Annotated in this window: 19 protein-coding genes, 1 pseudogene and 1 riboswitch; of the genes and pseudogenes, 12 read left to right on the forward strand and 8 right to left on the reverse strand. The window is 58.8% G+C overall.

Features of this window, described 5'->3' with window-relative positions; all coding sequences use genetic code 11:
• Window position 1 precedes the first annotated feature (1 nt).
• From aroB to DEALK_RS01675, 9 genes are all read left to right on the forward strand, one after another.
• Complete coding sequence (gene aroB / locus DEALK_RS01635; RefSeq protein WP_058438110.1) at window positions 2–1,078, forward strand: 3-dehydroquinate synthase; 1,077 nt, start codon at window positions 2–4, stop codon at window positions 1,076–1,078.
• The gene (locus DEALK_RS01640; protein ID WP_058438112.1) at window positions 1,075–1,728 is read left to right on the forward strand and encodes a type I 3-dehydroquinate dehydratase; all 654 of its coding nucleotides are present in this window, start codon (window positions 1,075–1,077) and stop codon (window positions 1,726–1,728) included. Before aroB ends, DEALK_RS01640 begins: the two co-directional genes overlap by 4 nt.
• Window positions 1,725–2,555 carry a shikimate dehydrogenase gene (locus DEALK_RS01645; RefSeq protein ID WP_058438114.1) on the forward strand — a complete coding sequence of 277 codons (831 nt, stop codon included), beginning with the start codon at window positions 1,725–1,727 and terminating at the stop codon, window positions 2,553–2,555. Before DEALK_RS01640 ends, DEALK_RS01645 begins: the two co-directional genes overlap by 4 nt.
• Complete coding sequence (locus tag DEALK_RS01650) at window positions 2,552–3,082, forward strand: shikimate kinase (protein WP_058438116.1); 531 nt, start codon at window positions 2,552–2,554, stop codon at window positions 3,080–3,082. The genes DEALK_RS01645 and DEALK_RS01650 overlap by 4 nt, the downstream gene beginning before the upstream one ends.
• On the forward strand, window positions 3,063–4,328 hold the full coding sequence (gene aroA / locus DEALK_RS01655) for a 3-phosphoshikimate 1-carboxyvinyltransferase (protein ID WP_058438118.1): 1,266 nt from the start codon (window positions 3,063–3,065) through the stop codon (window positions 4,326–4,328). Before DEALK_RS01650 ends, aroA begins: the two co-directional genes overlap by 20 nt.
• A 501-nt stretch (window positions 4,329–4,829) precedes the next feature.
• Window positions 4,830–5,927 carry a chorismate synthase gene (aroC, locus tag DEALK_RS01660; protein WP_058438120.1) on the forward strand — a complete coding sequence of 366 codons (1,098 nt, stop codon included), beginning with the start codon at window positions 4,830–4,832 and terminating at the stop codon, window positions 5,925–5,927.
• Window positions 5,924–7,003, forward strand: coding sequence for a prephenate dehydratase (pheA, locus tag DEALK_RS01665; RefSeq protein WP_058438122.1), 1,080 nt, complete (start codon window positions 5,924–5,926; stop codon window positions 7,001–7,003). The genes aroC and pheA overlap by 4 nt, the downstream gene beginning before the upstream one ends.
• 3 nt (window positions 7,004–7,006) lie before the next feature.
• The gene (locus tag DEALK_RS01670; RefSeq protein ID WP_058438124.1) at window positions 7,007–7,894 is read left to right on the forward strand and encodes a prephenate dehydrogenase; all 888 of its coding nucleotides are present in this window, start codon (window positions 7,007–7,009) and stop codon (window positions 7,892–7,894) included.
• 74 nt (window positions 7,895–7,968) lie between these two features.
• Window positions 7,969–9,156, forward strand: a complete 1,188-nt coding sequence (locus DEALK_RS01675; RefSeq protein WP_058438125.1) for a hypothetical protein — start codon at window positions 7,969–7,971, stop codon at window positions 9,154–9,156.
• Between the two features lie 195 nt (window positions 9,157–9,351).
• Here the strand turns inward: DEALK_RS01675 and DEALK_RS01680 are convergent, their stop codons facing one another.
• The 4 genes and pseudogenes from DEALK_RS01680 to DEALK_RS01695 form a co-directional block, all read right to left on the reverse strand.
• Complete coding sequence (locus DEALK_RS01680) at window positions 9,352–10,530, reverse strand: aminotransferase class I/II-fold pyridoxal phosphate-dependent enzyme (RefSeq protein WP_058438126.1); 1,179 nt, start codon at window positions 10,528–10,530, stop codon at window positions 9,352–9,354.
• A gap of 57 nt (window positions 10,531–10,587) precedes the next feature.
• A pseudogene (locus DEALK_RS01685) lies at window positions 10,588–11,072 on the reverse strand (Lrp/AsnC family transcriptional regulator).
• Between the two features lie 103 nt (window positions 11,073–11,175).
• Window positions 11,176–11,547 carry a hypothetical protein gene (locus DEALK_RS01690; protein ID WP_133240229.1) on the reverse strand — a complete coding sequence of 124 codons (372 nt, stop codon included), beginning with the start codon at window positions 11,545–11,547 and terminating at the stop codon, window positions 11,176–11,178.
• A gap of 136 nt (window positions 11,548–11,683) precedes the next feature.
• Entirely contained in the window at window positions 11,684–12,157 is a 474-nt protein-coding gene (locus DEALK_RS01695) for a DUF6174 domain-containing protein (RefSeq protein WP_058438128.1), read from the reverse strand.
• Window positions 12,158–12,259: 102 nt separating this feature from the next.
• On the opposite strand from DEALK_RS01695, the gene DEALK_RS01700 reads away from it, so the two are divergent.
• Window positions 12,260–12,562, forward strand: a complete 303-nt coding sequence (locus DEALK_RS01700; RefSeq protein WP_058438130.1) for a 2TM domain-containing protein — start codon at window positions 12,260–12,262, stop codon at window positions 12,560–12,562.
• A 32-nt stretch (window positions 12,563–12,594) separates the two neighbouring features.
• On the opposite strand, the gene DEALK_RS01705 is transcribed toward DEALK_RS01700, so the two are convergent.
• A complete protein-coding gene (locus tag DEALK_RS01705) occupies window positions 12,595–13,095 on the reverse strand; it encodes a ferredoxin-thioredoxin reductase catalytic domain-containing protein (protein WP_425479139.1) in 501 nt (166 codons plus the stop codon).
• Window positions 13,092–13,370, reverse strand: a complete 279-nt coding sequence (locus DEALK_RS01710; RefSeq protein ID WP_058438132.1) for a glutaredoxin family protein — start codon at window positions 13,368–13,370, stop codon at window positions 13,092–13,094. Before DEALK_RS01710 ends, DEALK_RS01705 begins: the two co-directional genes overlap by 4 nt.
• A 153-nt stretch (window positions 13,371–13,523) precedes the next feature.
• Window positions 13,524–13,604: riboswitch (ZMP/ZTP riboswitch) on the forward strand.
• Between the two features lie 44 nt (window positions 13,605–13,648).
• Between DEALK_RS01710 and DEALK_RS01715 the strand changes: the two genes are divergently transcribed.
• A complete protein-coding gene (locus tag DEALK_RS01715) occupies window positions 13,649–14,122 on the forward strand; it encodes a hypothetical protein (RefSeq protein WP_058438134.1) in 474 nt (157 codons plus the stop codon).
• Window positions 14,123–14,176: 54 nt separating this feature from the next.
• On the opposite strand, the gene gatA is transcribed toward DEALK_RS01715, so the two are convergent.
• Both gatA and gatC read right to left on the reverse strand, forming a co-directional pair.
• Window positions 14,177–15,637: an Asp-tRNA(Asn)/Glu-tRNA(Gln) amidotransferase subunit GatA gene (gene gatA, locus DEALK_RS01720; protein WP_058438136.1), complete on the reverse strand. Its 1,461-nt coding sequence runs from the start codon at window positions 15,635–15,637 to the stop codon at window positions 14,177–14,179.
• Between the two features lie 3 nt (window positions 15,638–15,640).
• Complete coding sequence (gene gatC / locus DEALK_RS09725; protein ID WP_083496305.1) at window positions 15,641–15,928, reverse strand: Asp-tRNA(Asn)/Glu-tRNA(Gln) amidotransferase subunit GatC; 288 nt, start codon at window positions 15,926–15,928, stop codon at window positions 15,641–15,643.
• A gap of 67 nt (window positions 15,929–15,995) precedes the next feature.
• Here gatC and DEALK_RS01725 point away from each other — a divergent pair, with 67 nt between their 5' ends.
• A complete protein-coding gene (locus tag DEALK_RS01725; RefSeq protein WP_058440006.1) occupies window positions 15,996–16,634 on the forward strand; it encodes a carbonic anhydrase in 639 nt (212 codons plus the stop codon).
• Window positions 16,635–16,658: the final 24 nt, after the last annotated feature.

The raw sequence follows: 16,658 nt of genomic DNA on the forward strand, positions 1-16,658 counted from the left end.
CATGAAAACGCAGATTGACGTCAACCTGACCGGCCGAAGTTACCCCATCCGCATCGGGGAAGGGCTGTTAACCGAACTGCCGGCTCTGATGCAAAGCCTGAGCCTGGGCGGCCGGCTGATGGCGGTGACCAACCGGGTCGTAGCCGGCCTGCACGGCGGGCTCCTGTCCGAGACCCTGCGCTCAGCCGGGCTGGAACTGGATCTCATTGTCATTCCGGACGGCGAAGGCACCAAGTCGCTGGCCACCGCGGGCAAGCTCTACGAGAGCCTGGCCCGACGCCATGCCGAGCGCGGCACGCCGCTGCTGGCTTTCGGCGGCGGGGTGATCGGCGACCTGACCGGCTTCGTCGCCGCCACCTACCAGCGCGGCGTACCTTTCGTTCAGGTGCCGACGACGCTTCTGGCACAGGTGGACAGCAGCATCGGCGGCAAGGTGGCGGTCAACGTCGGCAAACTCAAGAACATGGCTGGCGTCTTCTACCAGCCCAGGCTGGTGGCCGCCGACACCCGGCTGCTTCAAACCTTGCCGCTGGCTGAAATCCAAAACGGCCTGGCCGAAGTCATTAAATGCGCCGTGATCAAAGACCCGGAGCTATTCGCCTATCTGGAGCACAATATACCTGAAGTATTAGCCAAAAATATCGGAACGCTTACCCATATCGCCGGCCGGGCAGCCCGGGTGAAAGCGGCGGTGGTTGAGCGGGATGAGCATGATTACGGCGAGCGGCAGATCCTTAATTTTGGGCACACTCTCGGCCACGCCATAGAAGCCGTCTCCAATTTCCGGGTCAAACACGGCACCGCCGTTGCCCTGGGTATGGCGGCTGCGGCTAAAGTGGCTAACCGGATTGGACTCCTCGCCGAACCTCATGTCATTCGGATTACCAGTCTCATTGCCGCCGCCGGCCTGCCCGTCACCATGCCCGTCAAACAACCTGAAGCGCTGATTGCGGCGATGCTCCATGATAAGAAAATCTCGAACGGTAAACTCAAGTTTGTCCTGCCGGACGGCATCGGCAGTACCGTGATTAGAGACGATATCGATCCCAGGATGGCCGTTGAGGCGCTCTCCGCATGAGGCCCCAAATCTGCGGCGTCATTGCCGAAGACGAGCCCCGGGCGATCGCCGCGGCCGAGCCGCTGGTTGACCTCTTCGAACTGCGGATCGATCTTGTTGGCCAAACCTGGCCGGCGGTCGCCCGCAACCTGACCAAACCCTGGATCGCCACCAACCGTCCCCGCGCCGAGGGCGGCCGCTGGAATGGCGGCGAGACCGACAGGCAGTCGGAGCTTCTAAAGGCGCTCAGCCTGGGCGCCGCCATCGTGGACGTAGAACTCGCCGCGCCGGGCCTCGACATCCTTGTCGGCGCGGTCAAGAAGAAAGCCCGGTGCCTGGTGTCCCACCATGATTTCGCTGCCACGCCGCCGCTTGAGGAACTTGAGAAGATTATCGAGCGGCAGATTGCCGCGGGAGCCGACATCTGCAAAGTCGTCACCGCGGCAGCTTCGTTGGATGATAATTTTAAATTGCTGAAATTATACGCAAAGTTTCCTGGCCGGAAAATAGTCGCTTTCGCCATGGGGCTGGCCGGGGTCTTGAGCCGGGTTCTGGCGCCGCTTGCCGGCGCGGAGTTCGCCTACGCTTCCCTGCTTGATGGCAAGGAGTCGGCCCCGGGACAGCTCTCCGCCGCCCGGTTCGACGAAATTTATCGGCTGCTGCAGATATGATTGACTCAAACACCAGGCTGATCGCCCTCCTCGGCGACCCGGTGGCTCATTCGGTATCACCGGCAATGCAGAACGCCGCTTTCGCGGCTGCCGGTTTGAACTTCGTCTACCTGGCCTTCCCGGTGCCCGCCGCGGCCGTCAGCGGCGCCGTCGCCGGGCTGCGGGGCCTGGGAATTCGCGGCGCCAACATCACCATACCCCACAAAACGGCGGTGATGCCGTTCCTCGATAGAATCGATGACCAGGCCCGCCGTATCGGCGCGGTCAATGTCATCTTAAATGACGGCGGCAGGCTGACCGGCTGCAACACCGATGCCCCGGGTTTCCTCGCTGCTCTGAAATGCAGCGGCTTTGAGCCGAGCGGCAAAAAGGCCGTGGTCATCGGAGCCGGCGGTGCCGCCCGCGCCGTCGTCTTCGCTCTGCGGGGCGCCGGTGCGTCGGTCGCAATCGTCAACCGGACGCGGGAGACCGCGGCTTCGCTGGCGGCCGATACCGGCGCCGCCGCTTTGCCGATGACCGATGCTGGTTTTTCGGAAGCCCTGGCCGGCGCCTCTCTGGTGGTCAACGCCACATCTATCGGCCTGTCGCCGGATATTGAGGCTACCCCGCTGCCGGCTAAGTTCCTGCGGCAGGGGCTTGTCGTCTTCGACATTGTCTACCGCCCGCAGCAGACGCGTCTGCTGCGGGACGCTGAAGCCGCAGGCTGCCAGACCATCGGCGGACTGGAAATGCTGGTTGAGCAGGGGGCGCTGGCTTTCGAATTGTGGGCAGGGCAACCCGCGCCGCGCGATGTCATGAGCGGGGCGGCGGCCGGGGCGCTGGCATGAAAACCAACATTGCTCTTATCGGCTTTATGGGTTCCGGCAAATCGACCGCCGGCCAGAGATTAGCCCGACGGCTGGGCCGCGAGTTCATCGAACTCGACCGGCTAATCGAGCAGCGCGCCGGGGACACGATTCCGGAAATATTCAAAGAGAGGGGAGAGTCAGGCTTCCGCGACCTGGAAGAAGCGGTCATCGAGGAGGTCAGCCGGTCGGCGAAGAATGCGGTCATCGCCCTGGGCGGCGGCGCCGTACTTCGTCCGGTCAATGTCGAACGTTTGAAAGCGTCAGCCACGCTCGTTTATATGGAAACCGAGGTCGAAGTCCTCCAGGACCGGCTCGCCCGGAGCCGCAAGCGGCCGCTCCTCGACCGCCCCGACCGCGACCGCATCATCGAGGAACTTCACGAGGCGCGGCGCTCAGTGTACGAAACAGCTGCCGACATCACCGTCCGAACCGGACGCCGCCCTTTCGCCGCCGTCATCAACGAGATTATTGAGAAATTGGTAATCGATGAAAGCCGTAATCGGTAAAGGCTGTGCCGGCGGTGCCGTCGCCGCCCCGCCGTCCAAGAGTTACACCATCCGCGCCCTGTTCGCCGCGGCCCTGGCCGAAGGCCGAAGCGTGATCAGGAATCCCCTGGCGGCCGACGATTCTGAAGCGGCGGCGGATGTCCTGACCCGTCTCGGCGCCGGCATCGAACGCGGGGCAAATACCTGGACGGTCGCCGGCGGCAACCTTGAACCGCCTCATCAGAAGCTGGACTGCCGCCAGTCTGCCGCTACCCTGCGCTTCCTGGCGCCGGTCTGCGCCGCCCTCGAAGGCGTCAGCCGCATCACCTTCGCTCCCGGTTTGGCGCGCCGGCCGATGGCACCCCTTTTCGAAGCCTTCTCACAGCTCGGCGTCGCCTCAGAGTTGGCCGGCAACTATTTCACCGTTCATGGTACTGGCGGCAGGTTTAAATCAAACGCCGTCTCGCTGCCCGGCAACGTCAGTTCCCAGTTCGTCTCCGGTCTGCTGCTGGCGGCACCGCTGGCCGAGGCAGGTCTGGAGATCAGGCTGACGTCGCCGGCCGAATCGAAGGATTATCTGTGCATGACCCTCGACTGCCTGAGGTGCTTCGGCATCGAGGTGACACCAGGCGCCGAATTGACCGGGTTCCGCGTTTCCCGGCAGCAGTACCGCCCGGCGGAATACACCGTCGAAGGCGACTGGTCCAGCGCCTCATACTTCCTTGGGCTGGGCGCCCTGGCCGGACGGGTAAACGTCTCAGGTCTGAGCGAGGCCAGCCTCCAGGCCGACCGTTTCATACTGCGCTGCCTGCGCCGCATGGGGGCGGCCATATCCACGGATTGCGAGACAATAACCGTCAGCCGGGCGCGCCTCAAAGCCATCGACGTTGACCTGAACGAGGCCATTGATCTGCTGCCCACCGTTGCCTGCCTGGCCGCCGCGGCTGAAGGGACCAGCGTCATTACCGGGCTGGGGCGTGCCCGACTCAAGGAGTCGGACCGGATCAGTGCCGTGACCGAAAATTTGAAGCGAACGGGCATCGCCGTCGTCGAAGGGACAGACTGCATGACCATCACCGGCGGCTTGCCGCATGGCGCCGTCGTCGACAGCTGCGACGATCACCGCGTCGCCATGGCCTTCGCCATGCTCGGCGCCGCTTGCGGGGATATGGTCATCCTCGGCGCCGAATGCGTCAACAAAACCTATCCCGGCTTCTGGGAGGATTTCAGGAAAGCCGGGGGAAAGGTGGATCTCCAAATAAAATAGCCAGTGCCGTACACCGGTTGGGCCTGAAATATGGCTGGAAAAACGACAAAAGTCGCTTGACAATCATTATGAACTGGTGTGCTATAATAACTGCTTGATTCTTCCCCTGCCGGAGGGCAAGTAGATAACAGGCAAAGGCAGGACTCAACGCGACCGCCGCCTGCCCGGCCTGGGTATGAGGTTGATTCCGGCGATTGAGATCCCGGCTGCGCGGCAAAAACGAGTCCCGTTGGGAAAACGAATCCCGCGTTTAGTTCATACGTAATGAACCAGAATCGTTACCGCAAATTTCTTATTATATGAAAGACGAAAAACAAATCCTGATTCACGGAAACCGGCGCCATCGACCGGCCCAGTCGTTCCAGTCGTTTTTTATGCCGGCGAAATACCCGAATGATGGTGTGGCGGCTGAAAGCTGAACGCTGGCCGCTATAGTAAAAGGGAGGAAGGGCAGCTGACGGCTGATAGCTGACTGCTATAATAGAATCGAGGCGATGATCATTGAATAACTCTCTGGGCGAAATGTTCCGCATCACTTCCTTCGGCGAAAGCCACGGCGACTGCATCGGCATCGTCGTGGACGGCTGCCCGGCCGGGCTGCCGATCGGCGTCGAGGACATCCAGCGCGAAGTGGATAAACGCAAGAGTTCCCGCGGCCGGCCGCTGGCCACCGGCCGCCGCGAGACCGACAAGGTGGAGGTTTTCTCCGGCGTCTTCAACGGCTTCACCACCGGCGCGCCCATCTGCCTGGCCATCTGGAACCGCGATATCGATTCATCCGCCTACGAGAAGATTAAAAACGTCCTCCGCCCCGGCCATGCCGACTTCACCGCGTATGAGAAATACGGCGGTTTCAACGATTGGCGCGGCTCCGGCAGGTTCTCCGGCCGCATCACCGCCGGCTTCGTCATGGCGGGAGCGGTGGCTAAAAAGCTGCTGTCCACCATCGGCATCGAGGTGACAGCCCACGCTGTCGAGATCGGCGGAATAAAGGCCGCTCCGCCCCAGGATGTCGAGTCCATTCGGGAGAGGATGGCGGGCAATGAGGTCTCCTGCGCCGACCCGGCCGCGGCGGTAAAAATGATCGAAGCCATCAAAGCTGCCAGCCGGGACGGCGATTCCCTCGGCGGTATTATCGAGGCACGGGCAGAGGGGCTGCCTGTCGGTCTGGGCGAACCGGTCTTCGACACCATTGAAGGCTGCCTGGCCAAAGCCTATTTGGCTATTCCCGCGGTCAAGGGCGTCGAATTCGGCGCCGGCTTCGCCGCGGCTCGGCTCAAGGGCTCTGAAGATAACGACGCCTTCGACGTGAAGAGCGGCAGGGTGATCACAACAACCAACAATCACGGTGGCATTCTGGGCGGCATTTCCTCCGGCATGCCGCTGGTAGCCCGCCTGGCGGTCAAACCGACGCCTTCCATCGGCAAACTCCAGCGCAGCGTTGACCTGGACAGCCTGGAACCGACGACGGTAGCCGTCGGCGGCCGCCACGACACCTGTATCGTCCCGCGGGCGGTGGCGGTGGCGGAGGCTATGACCGCGGTGGTATTGGCTGATTTCGCCCTCCGTCACGGGAAGATCGAGAGGGTTTTAAGATGAGCCTGGATGACCTGAGAAAACGCGTTGATGAACTTGACGAAAACATCATCAAACTTCTGGCTGAACGGTTGTCCACCGCCGAAGCCATCGGCCGGGAAAAGGCCGCCGGCGCCGCGCCGACCCTGGACGCCGGACGCGAGCGTCAGGTCATTGATCGGGCAATAAGCCTGGCTGCTGATGCCGGCATGACCGCAGCTGAGGCTGCCGAGATCTACGAGCGCATCATCAAGCTGGCCCGTGAGCGCCAGTCGGTGTCCGCCGCCTTTCAGGGTGAGCCAGGCGCTTATTCGGAGGCTGCCGCTCTGGCCTTTTTCGGTCCTCGGGCGGTGACCCGCTCTTGCGAGTCGCTTGAGGCAGTCTTCGCCGAAGTCGAAAGCGGCCGGGTTCAATACGGCATGATCCCCATCGAAAATTCCATCGAGGGCAGCATCTCCCGCTCCTATGACCTGATGCTGGAGCACAGCCTGATGGTTTCCGGCGAACATCACCTGAGGGTCAACCATTGCCTCATCGGCAACCCCGGCGCCACTCTTGACGGTATCCGGCGCGTCTATTCGCACCCGCAGGCGCTGGGCCAATGCGGCCACTTCCTGCGCCAGCTCAAATTCGAGCTTCAGCCTACCTACGACACCGCCGGCGCGGTCAAACTCATCAAGGAGCAGGGCGTTTGCGACGCCGCCGCGGTGGCTTCGGAACGGGCGGCGGCTATCTACGGCATGAAAATCCTGGCCCGAGACATCATGGATAACCCCCAGAACTTCACCCGCTTCTTCGCCCTGGCCAGGTGCGACGCCCCGCCATCGGGCAACGACAAGACCTCGGTCGTTTTCGCCGTGAAGCACCGGCCCGGCGCTCTGTACGAGTTCCTGCGCATTCTGGCCGAGCGAAAGATCAACCTGACCAAGATCGAGAGCCGCCCCACCCGCAAAAAGGCCTGGGAGTACAACTTCTACCTGGACTTCGATGGCCACCGGGAGGACGAGAGCTTCAAGGCCGCCCTGCCGGCGCTGGAGGATCAGACGCTGTTCATCAAGATTCTGGGATCCTACCCCAGGGCTCGGGCTGAAGGAAAATAGTCGATGGTTGATATCGGACCCAAGAACATCGCTATCGTCGGCGGCTGCGGTAAAATGGGCGCCTGGTTCGCCCGCCTGCTGAAAAGCGAAGGCCACCAGGTTACTCTTATCGGTCGCGATAAGCACAGGCTGGCCACAACCGCCGCCCAACTCGGCGTCGAGGCCGCGGACCGCGTTGACGCGGTCACCGCGGCCGATATTGTCATCATCTCGGTACCTATCGATTCATTCGATTTCGTCTGCAGCGGCCTGGCGCCTCACGTCAAGCCCATCCAGAAGGTTTTTGACCTGACTTCGGTCAAGACCGGGCCGGTGACGGCGATGCACCGCCATTTCCCGCATTCGCTCATCCTCGGCGCCCACCCCGTCTTCGGCCCCGGCGCCAAAGGGCTTGCCGGTCAGAACTTCATCCTCACCCCGACCAGCGATGCCGAAAACGAGTTGGCGCGGAAGTTATCGCATTGGTTGACCGGCCGCGGCGCCCGGGTGCGCCTCACCTCCCCGGAGGAACACGACCGGTTGATGGCCATCTCGCTCGGCCTGGCCCACTTCATCGCCATCGTCACCGCAGACGCCCTGGTCAGCCTGGACAGGCTCACCGAAATGTCCGGCGCCTCCGGCATCACCTACAAGGCGCTGCTGACCCTGGTGGAAAGTGTCCTGTCGGAAGACCCGGCGCTGTATGCTTCGCTGCAGCTCAACCTGCCGCACCTGCCGGAGATAGAAAGCCTTTTTGCCGATAAGGCCGAGTACTGGGCAAGCCTGGTCAAAGACGGCCGCCGCGATGAGTTTGCCAGGCGCATGGCCGCTTTGAAGTCGAAATTGGAAACGGCAAACCCGGACTTCGGCGTCTCTTACCAGGCACTCTATCGCCTGACCGACCGGGGCTAGATCTGGCTTCCGGTGCTTGACTTATAACAAGCGCGCCCCTGATAATTAAGTCTAATAACCGGCATTGGAGCATCATGGGCTTCCTCAAAGGCCTCGCCCTGACACTGATCGGTATACTATTATTTTTATCTATCATGCTGTTCGGCGCCGGATTGACCTTCAATTTCACCGCCTTGAGTCCTACCTTCGTTAACCGTCAGATCGATGACCTGGACGTCGCCGCCATCATCAAGGACTCTATCCTGGAGATTTCAGCCGGCAACGATGTTCCGGATGCGCTGCGGGAATTTTTGGACGGTGAACTGCCGAATTATTCGGTAGAGCTCAAGGCCGCCATCGCCGAAGCGGTCGACCGGCTTTACGATTATATTCTCGGCCGTACCGACACCCTTGACCTTAATGTTGTCATCGGCGAGACCATTCTCGACCCGGAGTTGTTTTATTCCCTGGCCGACAAGATCGACTGGCCGGATCTGGCCGAAGAACTGGTTAAGCGCAAGATCGGGACCGAACTCAATCCGACTTTAAGCTATCTTGCCGATTACGTCGACGATGCCATGCTGGAACTCGATCCCTGGTTCAAGCAAACGCTCCGCAGAGTGGTGCCGCCGGTACACGACTACCTTCTCCAACTGAGCCCAACTCTTCAGGTATCGGTGCCTCTCCTGGAACCGGCGATTGTCATGTACAATACCCTCTACGATATATATACCCGATTCCCGCCTCCGGAACTGGCCGGAGCAACCCCCGAAGAGCGTCTGGCTGAATTTAACAATTTTTTCTTCTTTGAATTGATCCCGAATCTGCCGGCGGCTATTGAGATCGACAACACTTTTTTCGAAGGGGCGCCGCAGAGCCTGACCGACGGTCTGGCGGAAATCAAAGTTGAAATTGACCGGGCTAAACAAAATCTGGTTTATTACTGGCTGGCTTTTTACAGCCTCGGGTTGTTTATCATCATACTGGTGGGGTTGGCCTTCCTGATTTACCGGAAGGCCTACAAAACCCTTCACTTTGCCGGCACCGTATTTTTCATCTTCGGACTGGTTGGCTTTGTCGGTGTAATGGTGACCAACTCGATGCTCAACCCGGGTTCGGTAATAACCTCCGGCATACCGTCAGCGGTTGAGTTTTGGCTGCCCGGAGTCATCGAGAACGCCCTTCGGCCGTTCCTCCTGTTCAGCATCGGCATGGGAGCCCTGGGATTGTCCGGCATCGTAGGCTCGGTGCTGCTGCACCCCCACTCGACTCGCCCGGTCTAAGCACCCAGGCAGGGGTTGGGATGTGTTTCGCAGTTTTTAGCGTGGCGGGAGAGGCTATTCTCTTGAAAAAACTGAACGGTCTTACGCAGCACCGATTCTATCTATTGTTATCCGATGGCAGGAGAGCAGCCTAACCGAAATAGCGACAGCTATGGTCTGGCCTTTCACCCAACAGCCCCGCGGCAGACCGAGCGGTTACAACCGGTTGAGAAAGCGCTGAATACGTTCCAGGGCTTCCTCGATTTGGGACATGGCAGTTGCGTAGCAGCAGCGAAGATAACCCTCGCCCTGCTCTCCGAAGGCTGTGCCGGGAACCACAGCTACCTTTTCCTCTTTCAAAAGCCGTTCGGCGAACTCATCGGAGGACAGGCCGGTAGACTTAACCGAGGGGAAGGCATAAAAAGCGCCGCGTGGATCGAAGCAGGATAGGCCCAGCGAGTTGAAGCCGGAGACCATGACCATACGGCGGCGGTTATAGTCGTCGACCATAGCGGTGATATCGTCCTCGCCGTTTTTTAACGCCTCGACGGCAGCGGCCTGGCCCATCGAGGAAGCGCACAGCATGGTGTACTGGTGAATCTTGGTCATCCCGGCGACGATTTCCTTGGGTCCGGCGGCGTAACCTATGCGCCAGCCGGTCATGGAATAACATTTCGACACGCCGTTGAGGACGACGGTGCGCTCCTTCATACCGGGCAGGCTTGCGAAAGACGGCACAGTGACGCCGTAGGTCAAGCGGTTATAAATCTCATCAGAGATGACGATGAGGTTATAGCGCTCGGCAAGTATGGCGATCTCCGCCAGTTTGTCGGCTGGCATGACGGCGCCGGTGGGATTGGCCGGATATCCGAGAAGAATGGCACGGGTCCGGGGCGTGATGGCACGGGCGACGTCGGTGGGGTTCAGTTCAAAGGATTGACTCTCGTAGGTGGGCACCGGGACCGGCACTCCGCCGGCCAGGGTGACGCATGACGGGTATGAAACATAGCAGGGATCGGGAAGTAAAACCTCGTCGCCGGGATCGAGAATAGCCCGGGCCGCCAGGTCAAGGGCTTCTGAGACACCGACGGTAACGACAACTTCAGACAACGGGTCGTAATCAAGATTGTGGGTACGGCTCAGATAAGAAGCGATCTCCCTCCGCAGTTCAGGCGTGCCTGAATTGGAAGTGTACATAGTCCGGCCGTGCTCCAGGGCATAGATGGCGGCCTCGCGGATGTGCCACGGAGTGGCGAAATCAGGTTCGCCAACACCCAGGGAAATGGCGCCCTCCATCCCTGCTAGAAGGTCAAAGAACTTCCGGATGCCAGAGGGCTTGATGGCTTTAACCCGCCGTGAGGTCAATGAACGGTCGGCTTTGGATTCAATAGTCATAGTATTTTTTGTTCGGTTTAGCGGGCTAAAGATTTGAGTGTCCCCGCAGAGTAGGTATTAAAGGACTACCTGCTGGCGCTGGATCTCCTCGGCGCCGGCTAGTACTTCACCATCTTCTTTATAGCGCTTGAGCATGAAATGAGTGTGGTACCCTGGACGCCTTCAATCTGGGCCAGTTTCTGGGAGACGAAATCGGCCACCTGGTGCATCGTTTTACCTGTAACCAGAACCGCCAAGTCATAGGTACCGGACATGAGATATACCGTGCGGGCTTCCGGGAAGTTATAGATATGCTTGGCTATAGCATCAAAACCGGTATCGCGCTGGGGGGTTACCTTGACCTCGATGATGGCTTCGACACGGTCATTGGAGACTTTTTCCCAATTGACGACTGTTTTGTAGCGGACGATGGTCCGGTCCAACTCAGCATCTCTGATGATTTGCTTGACCTCGTCGAGCAAGCCGCCGGTCATGCGGGCAATCTGTTCCGGAGTGGTACGCGCGTCGCTTTCGAGGATTTTAAGGACTTCGTGCTTCAGCATGGTCAACCTCTTTGTACCGTTGACGAAGTGATTAAACGCCATTATACGCATACAGGTGAAGGGTGTAAAGGCAATTCACCGGCCAAAGGGCCGCGGTCTTGGATCAGATGACTCGACCCTGCTTGTGGGCGATAGCGTCGCCTATAGCGCCTAGGAACAAGCCGATGGCGCTGCCTAAGGCTAATCCAACACCAATATTACCGAATACCAACCCCGCCACCGTGCCGATTCCAGCACCAACCACCATACCCGCCCCTAGACCGTCGCCTTCTTCAGCCAAGCGGTGCGCCCTTTTAAGATGCGTAATTATCGCATCAAGAGACCGATAATAGACCTTCCACTCGTCAATAGACCATGAATCAACAGATTCAATTTTCTCCAGCAGTGAACCGACTGCGGCGTGGTGGCCGGGGCAGTCAGTGCAAGCATTAGCCAGGCCACCCAGCCGCCGGTCAATGCGCACCACCATGTCCAAACGCAGGCGCTTCTGGTTTTTGAGGGACAGGTCGAGGCGGAGAGCCTCAACACGAGCTTCGATTGAATCCGGATTGGAGCGCTGTTCGATAGCGATACCTCGATTACGTTATTGCGGCAATATAACCAAAATAAAATTACGGGGCCGGGTTAAACGTATCAACAAAATATGCGATCTCGTCATCAATGGCATTCTCGATGCGGTCTATGGAGATCGAAACAGGATAACCGTACGCAGGATGGTATTTAACGTCAAGGCTGGCAACCTTGTCATCTAACGCCTTTTGGATGATGACAAAGAGTTTATCGATGGTATCGAAAGGCTTAAAGAAATCATTGGTTACCTCTTTCGGTTCCTTAGAGTACGCCACGCCGATGTTGACGCCGTTCGCCACTTTCACAACCACCGGGGAAACGATATCCGGCGGGCAGAAGCAAGCGACGCGCAAATGATATTCGTAATCAGTGATGCCGGTGGCGCCCCACTTCGCCTTGGCACCGTTAAGGTCCCGCTGGAGCGGCTCAATAACCAGGTCACAGCCGGGAAATAGACTCCCCGCTATCGCCACCAGGAGAAGGACGATCAGTACGGTGCTGGCTTTGTCCCTCATACCATATACAACCTCATGTAAGGTGAAAAGTTAGCGCACAGGACTTGAAACCCGCCGGCGGAGTGTTAAAATACATCTATCGGAGCATCGGGAGGGGCTGTTATGTCTGAAGACACTTCCGAGAGGGAAATCTATGAGCAAGCAAGGAAGCGGGTCGAAGAGAAAAAGGGCTTTTTCGTCCATCTGCTGACCTACATCGTCGTAAATTCTGCCCTGGTGATCATCTGGTTGATGACCGATCCTGGCGGCTATCCCTGGTTTATCTGGCCGTTGTTCGGCTGGGGCATCGGCCTGGTCTTCCATTTCTTGGGCGTCTGGGTTTTCGACCGCAAAACCGATTGGGAACGGAGAGAAATCGAAAAGGAAGCAGCCCGGCTGCGGAAAGAATCCAGACCCCAAAATTGACTTACAACCCCAATCATGTCGAGCCAAATTAATTACACGAAATGCTCGAACCGGTCTTTTGAAGCCTTACAGATGGGACAGACCTCCGGCGGCTCTTCTCGCCCGCAGAGATAGCCGCAAACTTTACAGCGCCATACCGGTTGAGAAAGCTTGATGACCGCTCCGACGGCTGGCGTTTTCGCCTTTTTATCGGCCACTTTTCCCCTCCTTTCAGGCACCGGCCCAAGCTTCCGCTTGCCCTGGAGCACCTCGGCGGAGACATACAGGGCACAGAAACACGCGCCGTGTTCGCTCAAATCAGGATCCCGATAGTCACAAGGACAGATTATATCCAGGTCTTTGGTGCGTTCCCCCGCGGCCAGCCGGCAAGGGCAGGCCTGATAACCGTAACGGGCGGTGTTGGTTAATAAGCCTTCGACCAGCGAACGGGTGAATTCAGCGTCAGGGTTCAGGTTATAACCGCCTTGCCGCGCATCCGCGTCAAGCTCCTCATACAGCCGATCAACCGCTCCGGTGTCTGGCATCGTTGTCATTTCAACGCCTCTTTGATCTCCGCCTCCCGGAAGCCGACAATGGTCTTGTCATTATCGAAAACAAGGGTCGGGAAAGACTTGGACGGATTCCATTTGCTCAATTCTCGAACAGCCGCATCCCGTTCTGCGCCGGTCAACAGATCAACGTATTCATATGTATAGGCAACCCCCAAATCGTCTAATAGTTTCTTGGCCTTACCGCACCAGACGCAGGTGGACAGGGCAAATAACAGGATATCGCCCTTGTTCTTGCCGGGAACTTTGACACGAGCCATGTTTTTCTCCTTCAAAGGCTTTATGAACAATCATCTGGACTACGTTCCAATTGTCCCTTAAGGGGGGTGTTGTGTCAAAAAACTTCGATGTTCGTCCCGGCAACGCTGGTTGACAGCCCGCCGTGTCTGAACTTATAGTAATTACAATCGAATAATTCATCGCGCGACTGGCGGAAGTGGAGTGCACCACACGGAGCGCGATGTTAGTGACTGCCGACCGCCTGGGCTATTTGGCTCAGGCGGTTTTTGTTTTAGGATAAAAGGAGAGGTAAAGAGATATGTTTTCCCGCGAATGGTTCGTTTACGTCTTCGGGCGCTGGATCCTGCTGTCCGGCATCGCCGGGGCTATCATGCAGGTCATCATCGCCGATAAATTCGGCGTACCCACATTCCCGGCCTTCCTGCTGAACCAGCTTATTTTAGCCTCAGTCTTCTGGTATGTGGATAAATACATTTTCCAGCGCCATTTCGGCGCCGTCAAAGAGGTCTTCAAATTCCCCCGCGTCCGCGGCCAGTTCACCCCGGAGCACCAGTTCAACAAGATCGCCGAGGAATACGCCGAGTTCGCCGCAGCCTACAAGAAAAACCCCGCCGACCATGGCAAATGGCTGCACGAGTTTCTTGATCTGTCGCACGCCGTGGAAATGACCGAGCGGGTGCTGAAGGAGAACGGCGCCGATGTCAACGCGGAGTTTTATAAGATTGTGCAGCAGAATAAGGCCAAAGGATTGTATGAGAGAGAGGGATCCTGACCAAAAAAGAGCTTCCGTTCCACATGCTCATCGCGACGGTCTTTTAGGGCTTGCCTAGAGCTGTGGCTGCCGCAGATGCCAGTCGGTGACCTGCTGGAACGCGTGGCCGAGCTTTAATATCGTCTTCTCGGCGAAGGGCTTACCGATGATCTGCAGCCCGATTGGCAGATTGTTGTGGAAGCCGCCTTGGATGGAGATGCCCGGAAGCCCGGCGATGTTGACCGGAATGGTGCAGATGTCGGACAGGTACATCGAGAACGGGTCGGCGGCTTTCTCGCCGATCTTGAACGGAACCGTCGGTGCGGTCGGCGTGATCAGGGCATCGTACCTCTCGAAAGCAGCATCGAACTCACGGCGGATGACGGTGCGCACCTTCTGCGCCTTGACGTACCAGGCGTCGTAATAGCCGGCGGACAGGGCGTAGGTGCCCAGCATAATGCGCCGCTTGACCTCCGGCCCGAAGCCCATAGCCCGGGTCTTTTCCATGGCCTGCCACATGCTGTCGGTCTCTTTATAGGAGAAGCCGTATTTGACGCCGTCGTAGCGGGCCAGATTGGCCGAGGCTTCCGACGGGGCGATGATGTAATAAACGGCCAGGGCGGCGTCGGTGGTCGGCAGGGAACACTCCTCGATGCTGCAGCCCAGATCCTCATAGACCTTGAGTGCGGCGTCGACGGCGGCCTTCACCTCCGGGGTGACCCCTTGGGCCAGGTACTCCTTAGGTACCCCGATCCTCATGCCCTTTACGCTGCCGCCAAGACAGCCGTGGTAGTCGGTCTCGGGCTGCGGCACCGAGGTGGAATCGCGCGGGTCGTACCCGGCGATGGCGTTCAGCATGAGGGCGGTGTCGGCGACGTCTTTGGTGAACGGACCGATCTGGTCCAGCGATGAAGCGAAGGCAATAAGCCCATAGCGCGACACTAACCCGTAGGTCGGCTTCAGGCCGACCACAGAGCAGAAAGCCGCCGGCTGGCGGATGCTGCCGCCAGTGTCGGAGCCCAGGGCGGCCGTGGCCAGGCCGGCGGCCACCGCCGCCGCCGAGCCGCCGCTGGAGCCGCCAGGGACCCGCGATGTGTCCCACGGATTCCTAGTCGTAAAATAAGCTGAGTTTTCCGTCGATGAGCCCATGGCAAACTCGTCCATGTTGGATTTGCCTATGATGACGGCGCCGCAGGCGTGCAGGCGCTCTACGACGGCAGCGTCATAGGGCGGAATGAAATTCTGAAGCATCTTTGACGAACAGGTAGTGCGGATGCCTTTGGTGCACAGGACATCCTTCAGAATGATGGGTATACCGGTCAAAGGATGACCCTCGCCGCGGGCAAGGATCGCGTCGGCTTTCTTGGCCTGATTGAGGGCGACACCTCCGGTGACGGTCATGAGCGCCTGAATTTTTGAATCGACGGCTTCGATACGATCAAGGTAGGCGCGGGTTAGCTCGATTGAGGACAGCTCTTTAGCCCTGAAAAGTCTCCCTGCCTCGGCTATGGTGAATGCACAAACGTCGATGGTCATGGTTTATTCGAGTACAGCTCGGATACGGAAGAAGTCGCCCTCTCGCTCCGGGGCATTCGATAGCACGGCGTCAATCGGCAGCGATGAAATAGGTTCGTCGTAGCCTAGAATGTTGCACTGGGCTACAGTGTGGGCGGTAGGCGGCACGCCGTCGGTGTCCACCTGTGACAATACGGCAAAATGGCCGAGGATGTCCGAGAGTTGGCTTTGCAGTCGATCTACTTCAGCATCATCGATACCGAGCCGAGCCAGCCGGGCTATGTGAAGGACTTCTTCACGCGTCAATTCCATAATTGGAGGATTATAGCATTGCAGGCTACGAGTTGCATCCTCCGACTATTTATGAGCAAATAAGGTGGTGAAAGATATCGAGCGGTTCATCGCTGGTTTCAGGGCTTTCCGCGAAGACTATTTCGGCGCTGGAGGCTCCCGTTTCGACGCCCTGAAGAACAGCCAGCGCCCCCGGACGATGATCATCGGCTGCTCCGATTCCAGAGTCGACCCGGCTATGCTCACCGGCGCCGGACCCGGCGATATTTTCATCGTGCGCAACGTGGCGAACCTGGTACCGCCCTGCGAAGACGGCGGCGGACACCACGGCGTCAGCGCTGCCCTTGAATTCGCCGTTTGCCAGCTTGAGGTTGAACATATCGTGGTACTGGGACATTCCGGATGCGGCGGGATAAACGCCCTGATGGCCGGCGCTCGCGGTGAAAATTACATGGGCTTTCTGACCAAATGGATGGATATTGCGTCGGCGGCTCGGGACCTGGTGCTGTCAGATCTGCCCGGCAAAAGCCCTGAATTACAGCGGCGGGCGGTGGAGATGGCTTCGATATTGCTGTCCCTGGAAAACCTGCATACCTTCCCTTTCATCACCGCCAAAATGGCTGTCGGCAGGCTGTCGCTCCATGGCTGGTACTTCGACCTCCACGCTGGGGAACTGCTCGAATACCACGCCCCGAGCAGTGTTTTCGAGAGGATAGACCAACGGTAGTCAAACAACCGCTCCGCAGCTATT

It is taken from the genome of Dehalogenimonas alkenigignens, from assembly GCF_001466665.1.
Lineage (GTDB): Bacteria > Chloroflexota > Dehalococcoidia > Dehalococcoidales > Dehalococcoidaceae > Dehalogenimonas > Dehalogenimonas alkenigignens.

Coding starts and splice junctions, on each gene's coding strand:
- DEALK_RS01700 (WP_058438130.1), top strand. CDS start 12,260: ATGTCTGAAGACACTTCCGAGAGGGAAATCTATGAGCAAGCAAGGAAG.
- DEALK_RS01640 (WP_058438112.1), top strand. CDS start 1,075: ATGAGGCCCCAAATCTGCGGCGTCATTGCCGAAGACGAGCCCCGGGCG.
- aroA (WP_058438118.1), top strand. CDS start 3,063: ATGAAAGCCGTAATCGGTAAAGGCTGTGCCGGCGGTGCCGTCGCCGCC.
- DEALK_RS01695 (WP_058438128.1), bottom strand. CDS start 12,157: ATGAGGGACAAAGCCAGCACCGTACTGATCGTCCTTCTCCTGGTGGCG.
- DEALK_RS01680 (WP_058438126.1), bottom strand. CDS start 10,530: ATGACTATTGAATCCAAAGCCGACCGTTCATTGACCTCACGGCGGGTT.
- DEALK_RS01710 (WP_058438132.1), bottom strand. CDS start 13,370: ATGGCTCGTGTCAAAGTTCCCGGCAAGAACAAGGGCGATATCCTGTTA.
- gatC (WP_083496305.1), bottom strand. CDS start 15,928: ATGGAATTGACGCGTGAAGAAGTCCTTCACATAGCCCGGCTGGCTCGG.
- DEALK_RS01675 (WP_058438125.1), top strand. CDS start 7,969: ATGGGCTTCCTCAAAGGCCTCGCCCTGACACTGATCGGTATACTATTA.
- gatA (WP_058438136.1), bottom strand. CDS start 15,637: ATGACCATCGACGTTTGTGCATTCACCATAGCCGAGGCAGGGAGACTT.
- DEALK_RS01715 (WP_058438134.1), top strand. CDS start 13,649: ATGTTTTCCCGCGAATGGTTCGTTTACGTCTTCGGGCGCTGGATCCTG.
- DEALK_RS01650 (WP_058438116.1), top strand. CDS start 2,552: ATGAAAACCAACATTGCTCTTATCGGCTTTATGGGTTCCGGCAAATCG.
- aroB (WP_058438110.1), top strand. CDS start 2: ATGAAAACGCAGATTGACGTCAACCTGACCGGCCGAAGTTACCCCATC.
- DEALK_RS01705 (WP_425479139.1), bottom strand. CDS start 13,095: ATGACAACGATGCCAGACACCGGAGCGGTTGATCGGCTGTATGAGGAG.
- DEALK_RS01670 (WP_058438124.1), top strand. CDS start 7,007: ATGGTTGATATCGGACCCAAGAACATCGCTATCGTCGGCGGCTGCGGT.
- DEALK_RS01645 (WP_058438114.1), top strand. CDS start 1,725: ATGATTGACTCAAACACCAGGCTGATCGCCCTCCTCGGCGACCCGGTG.
- pheA (WP_058438122.1), top strand. CDS start 5,924: ATGAGCCTGGATGACCTGAGAAAACGCGTTGATGAACTTGACGAAAAC.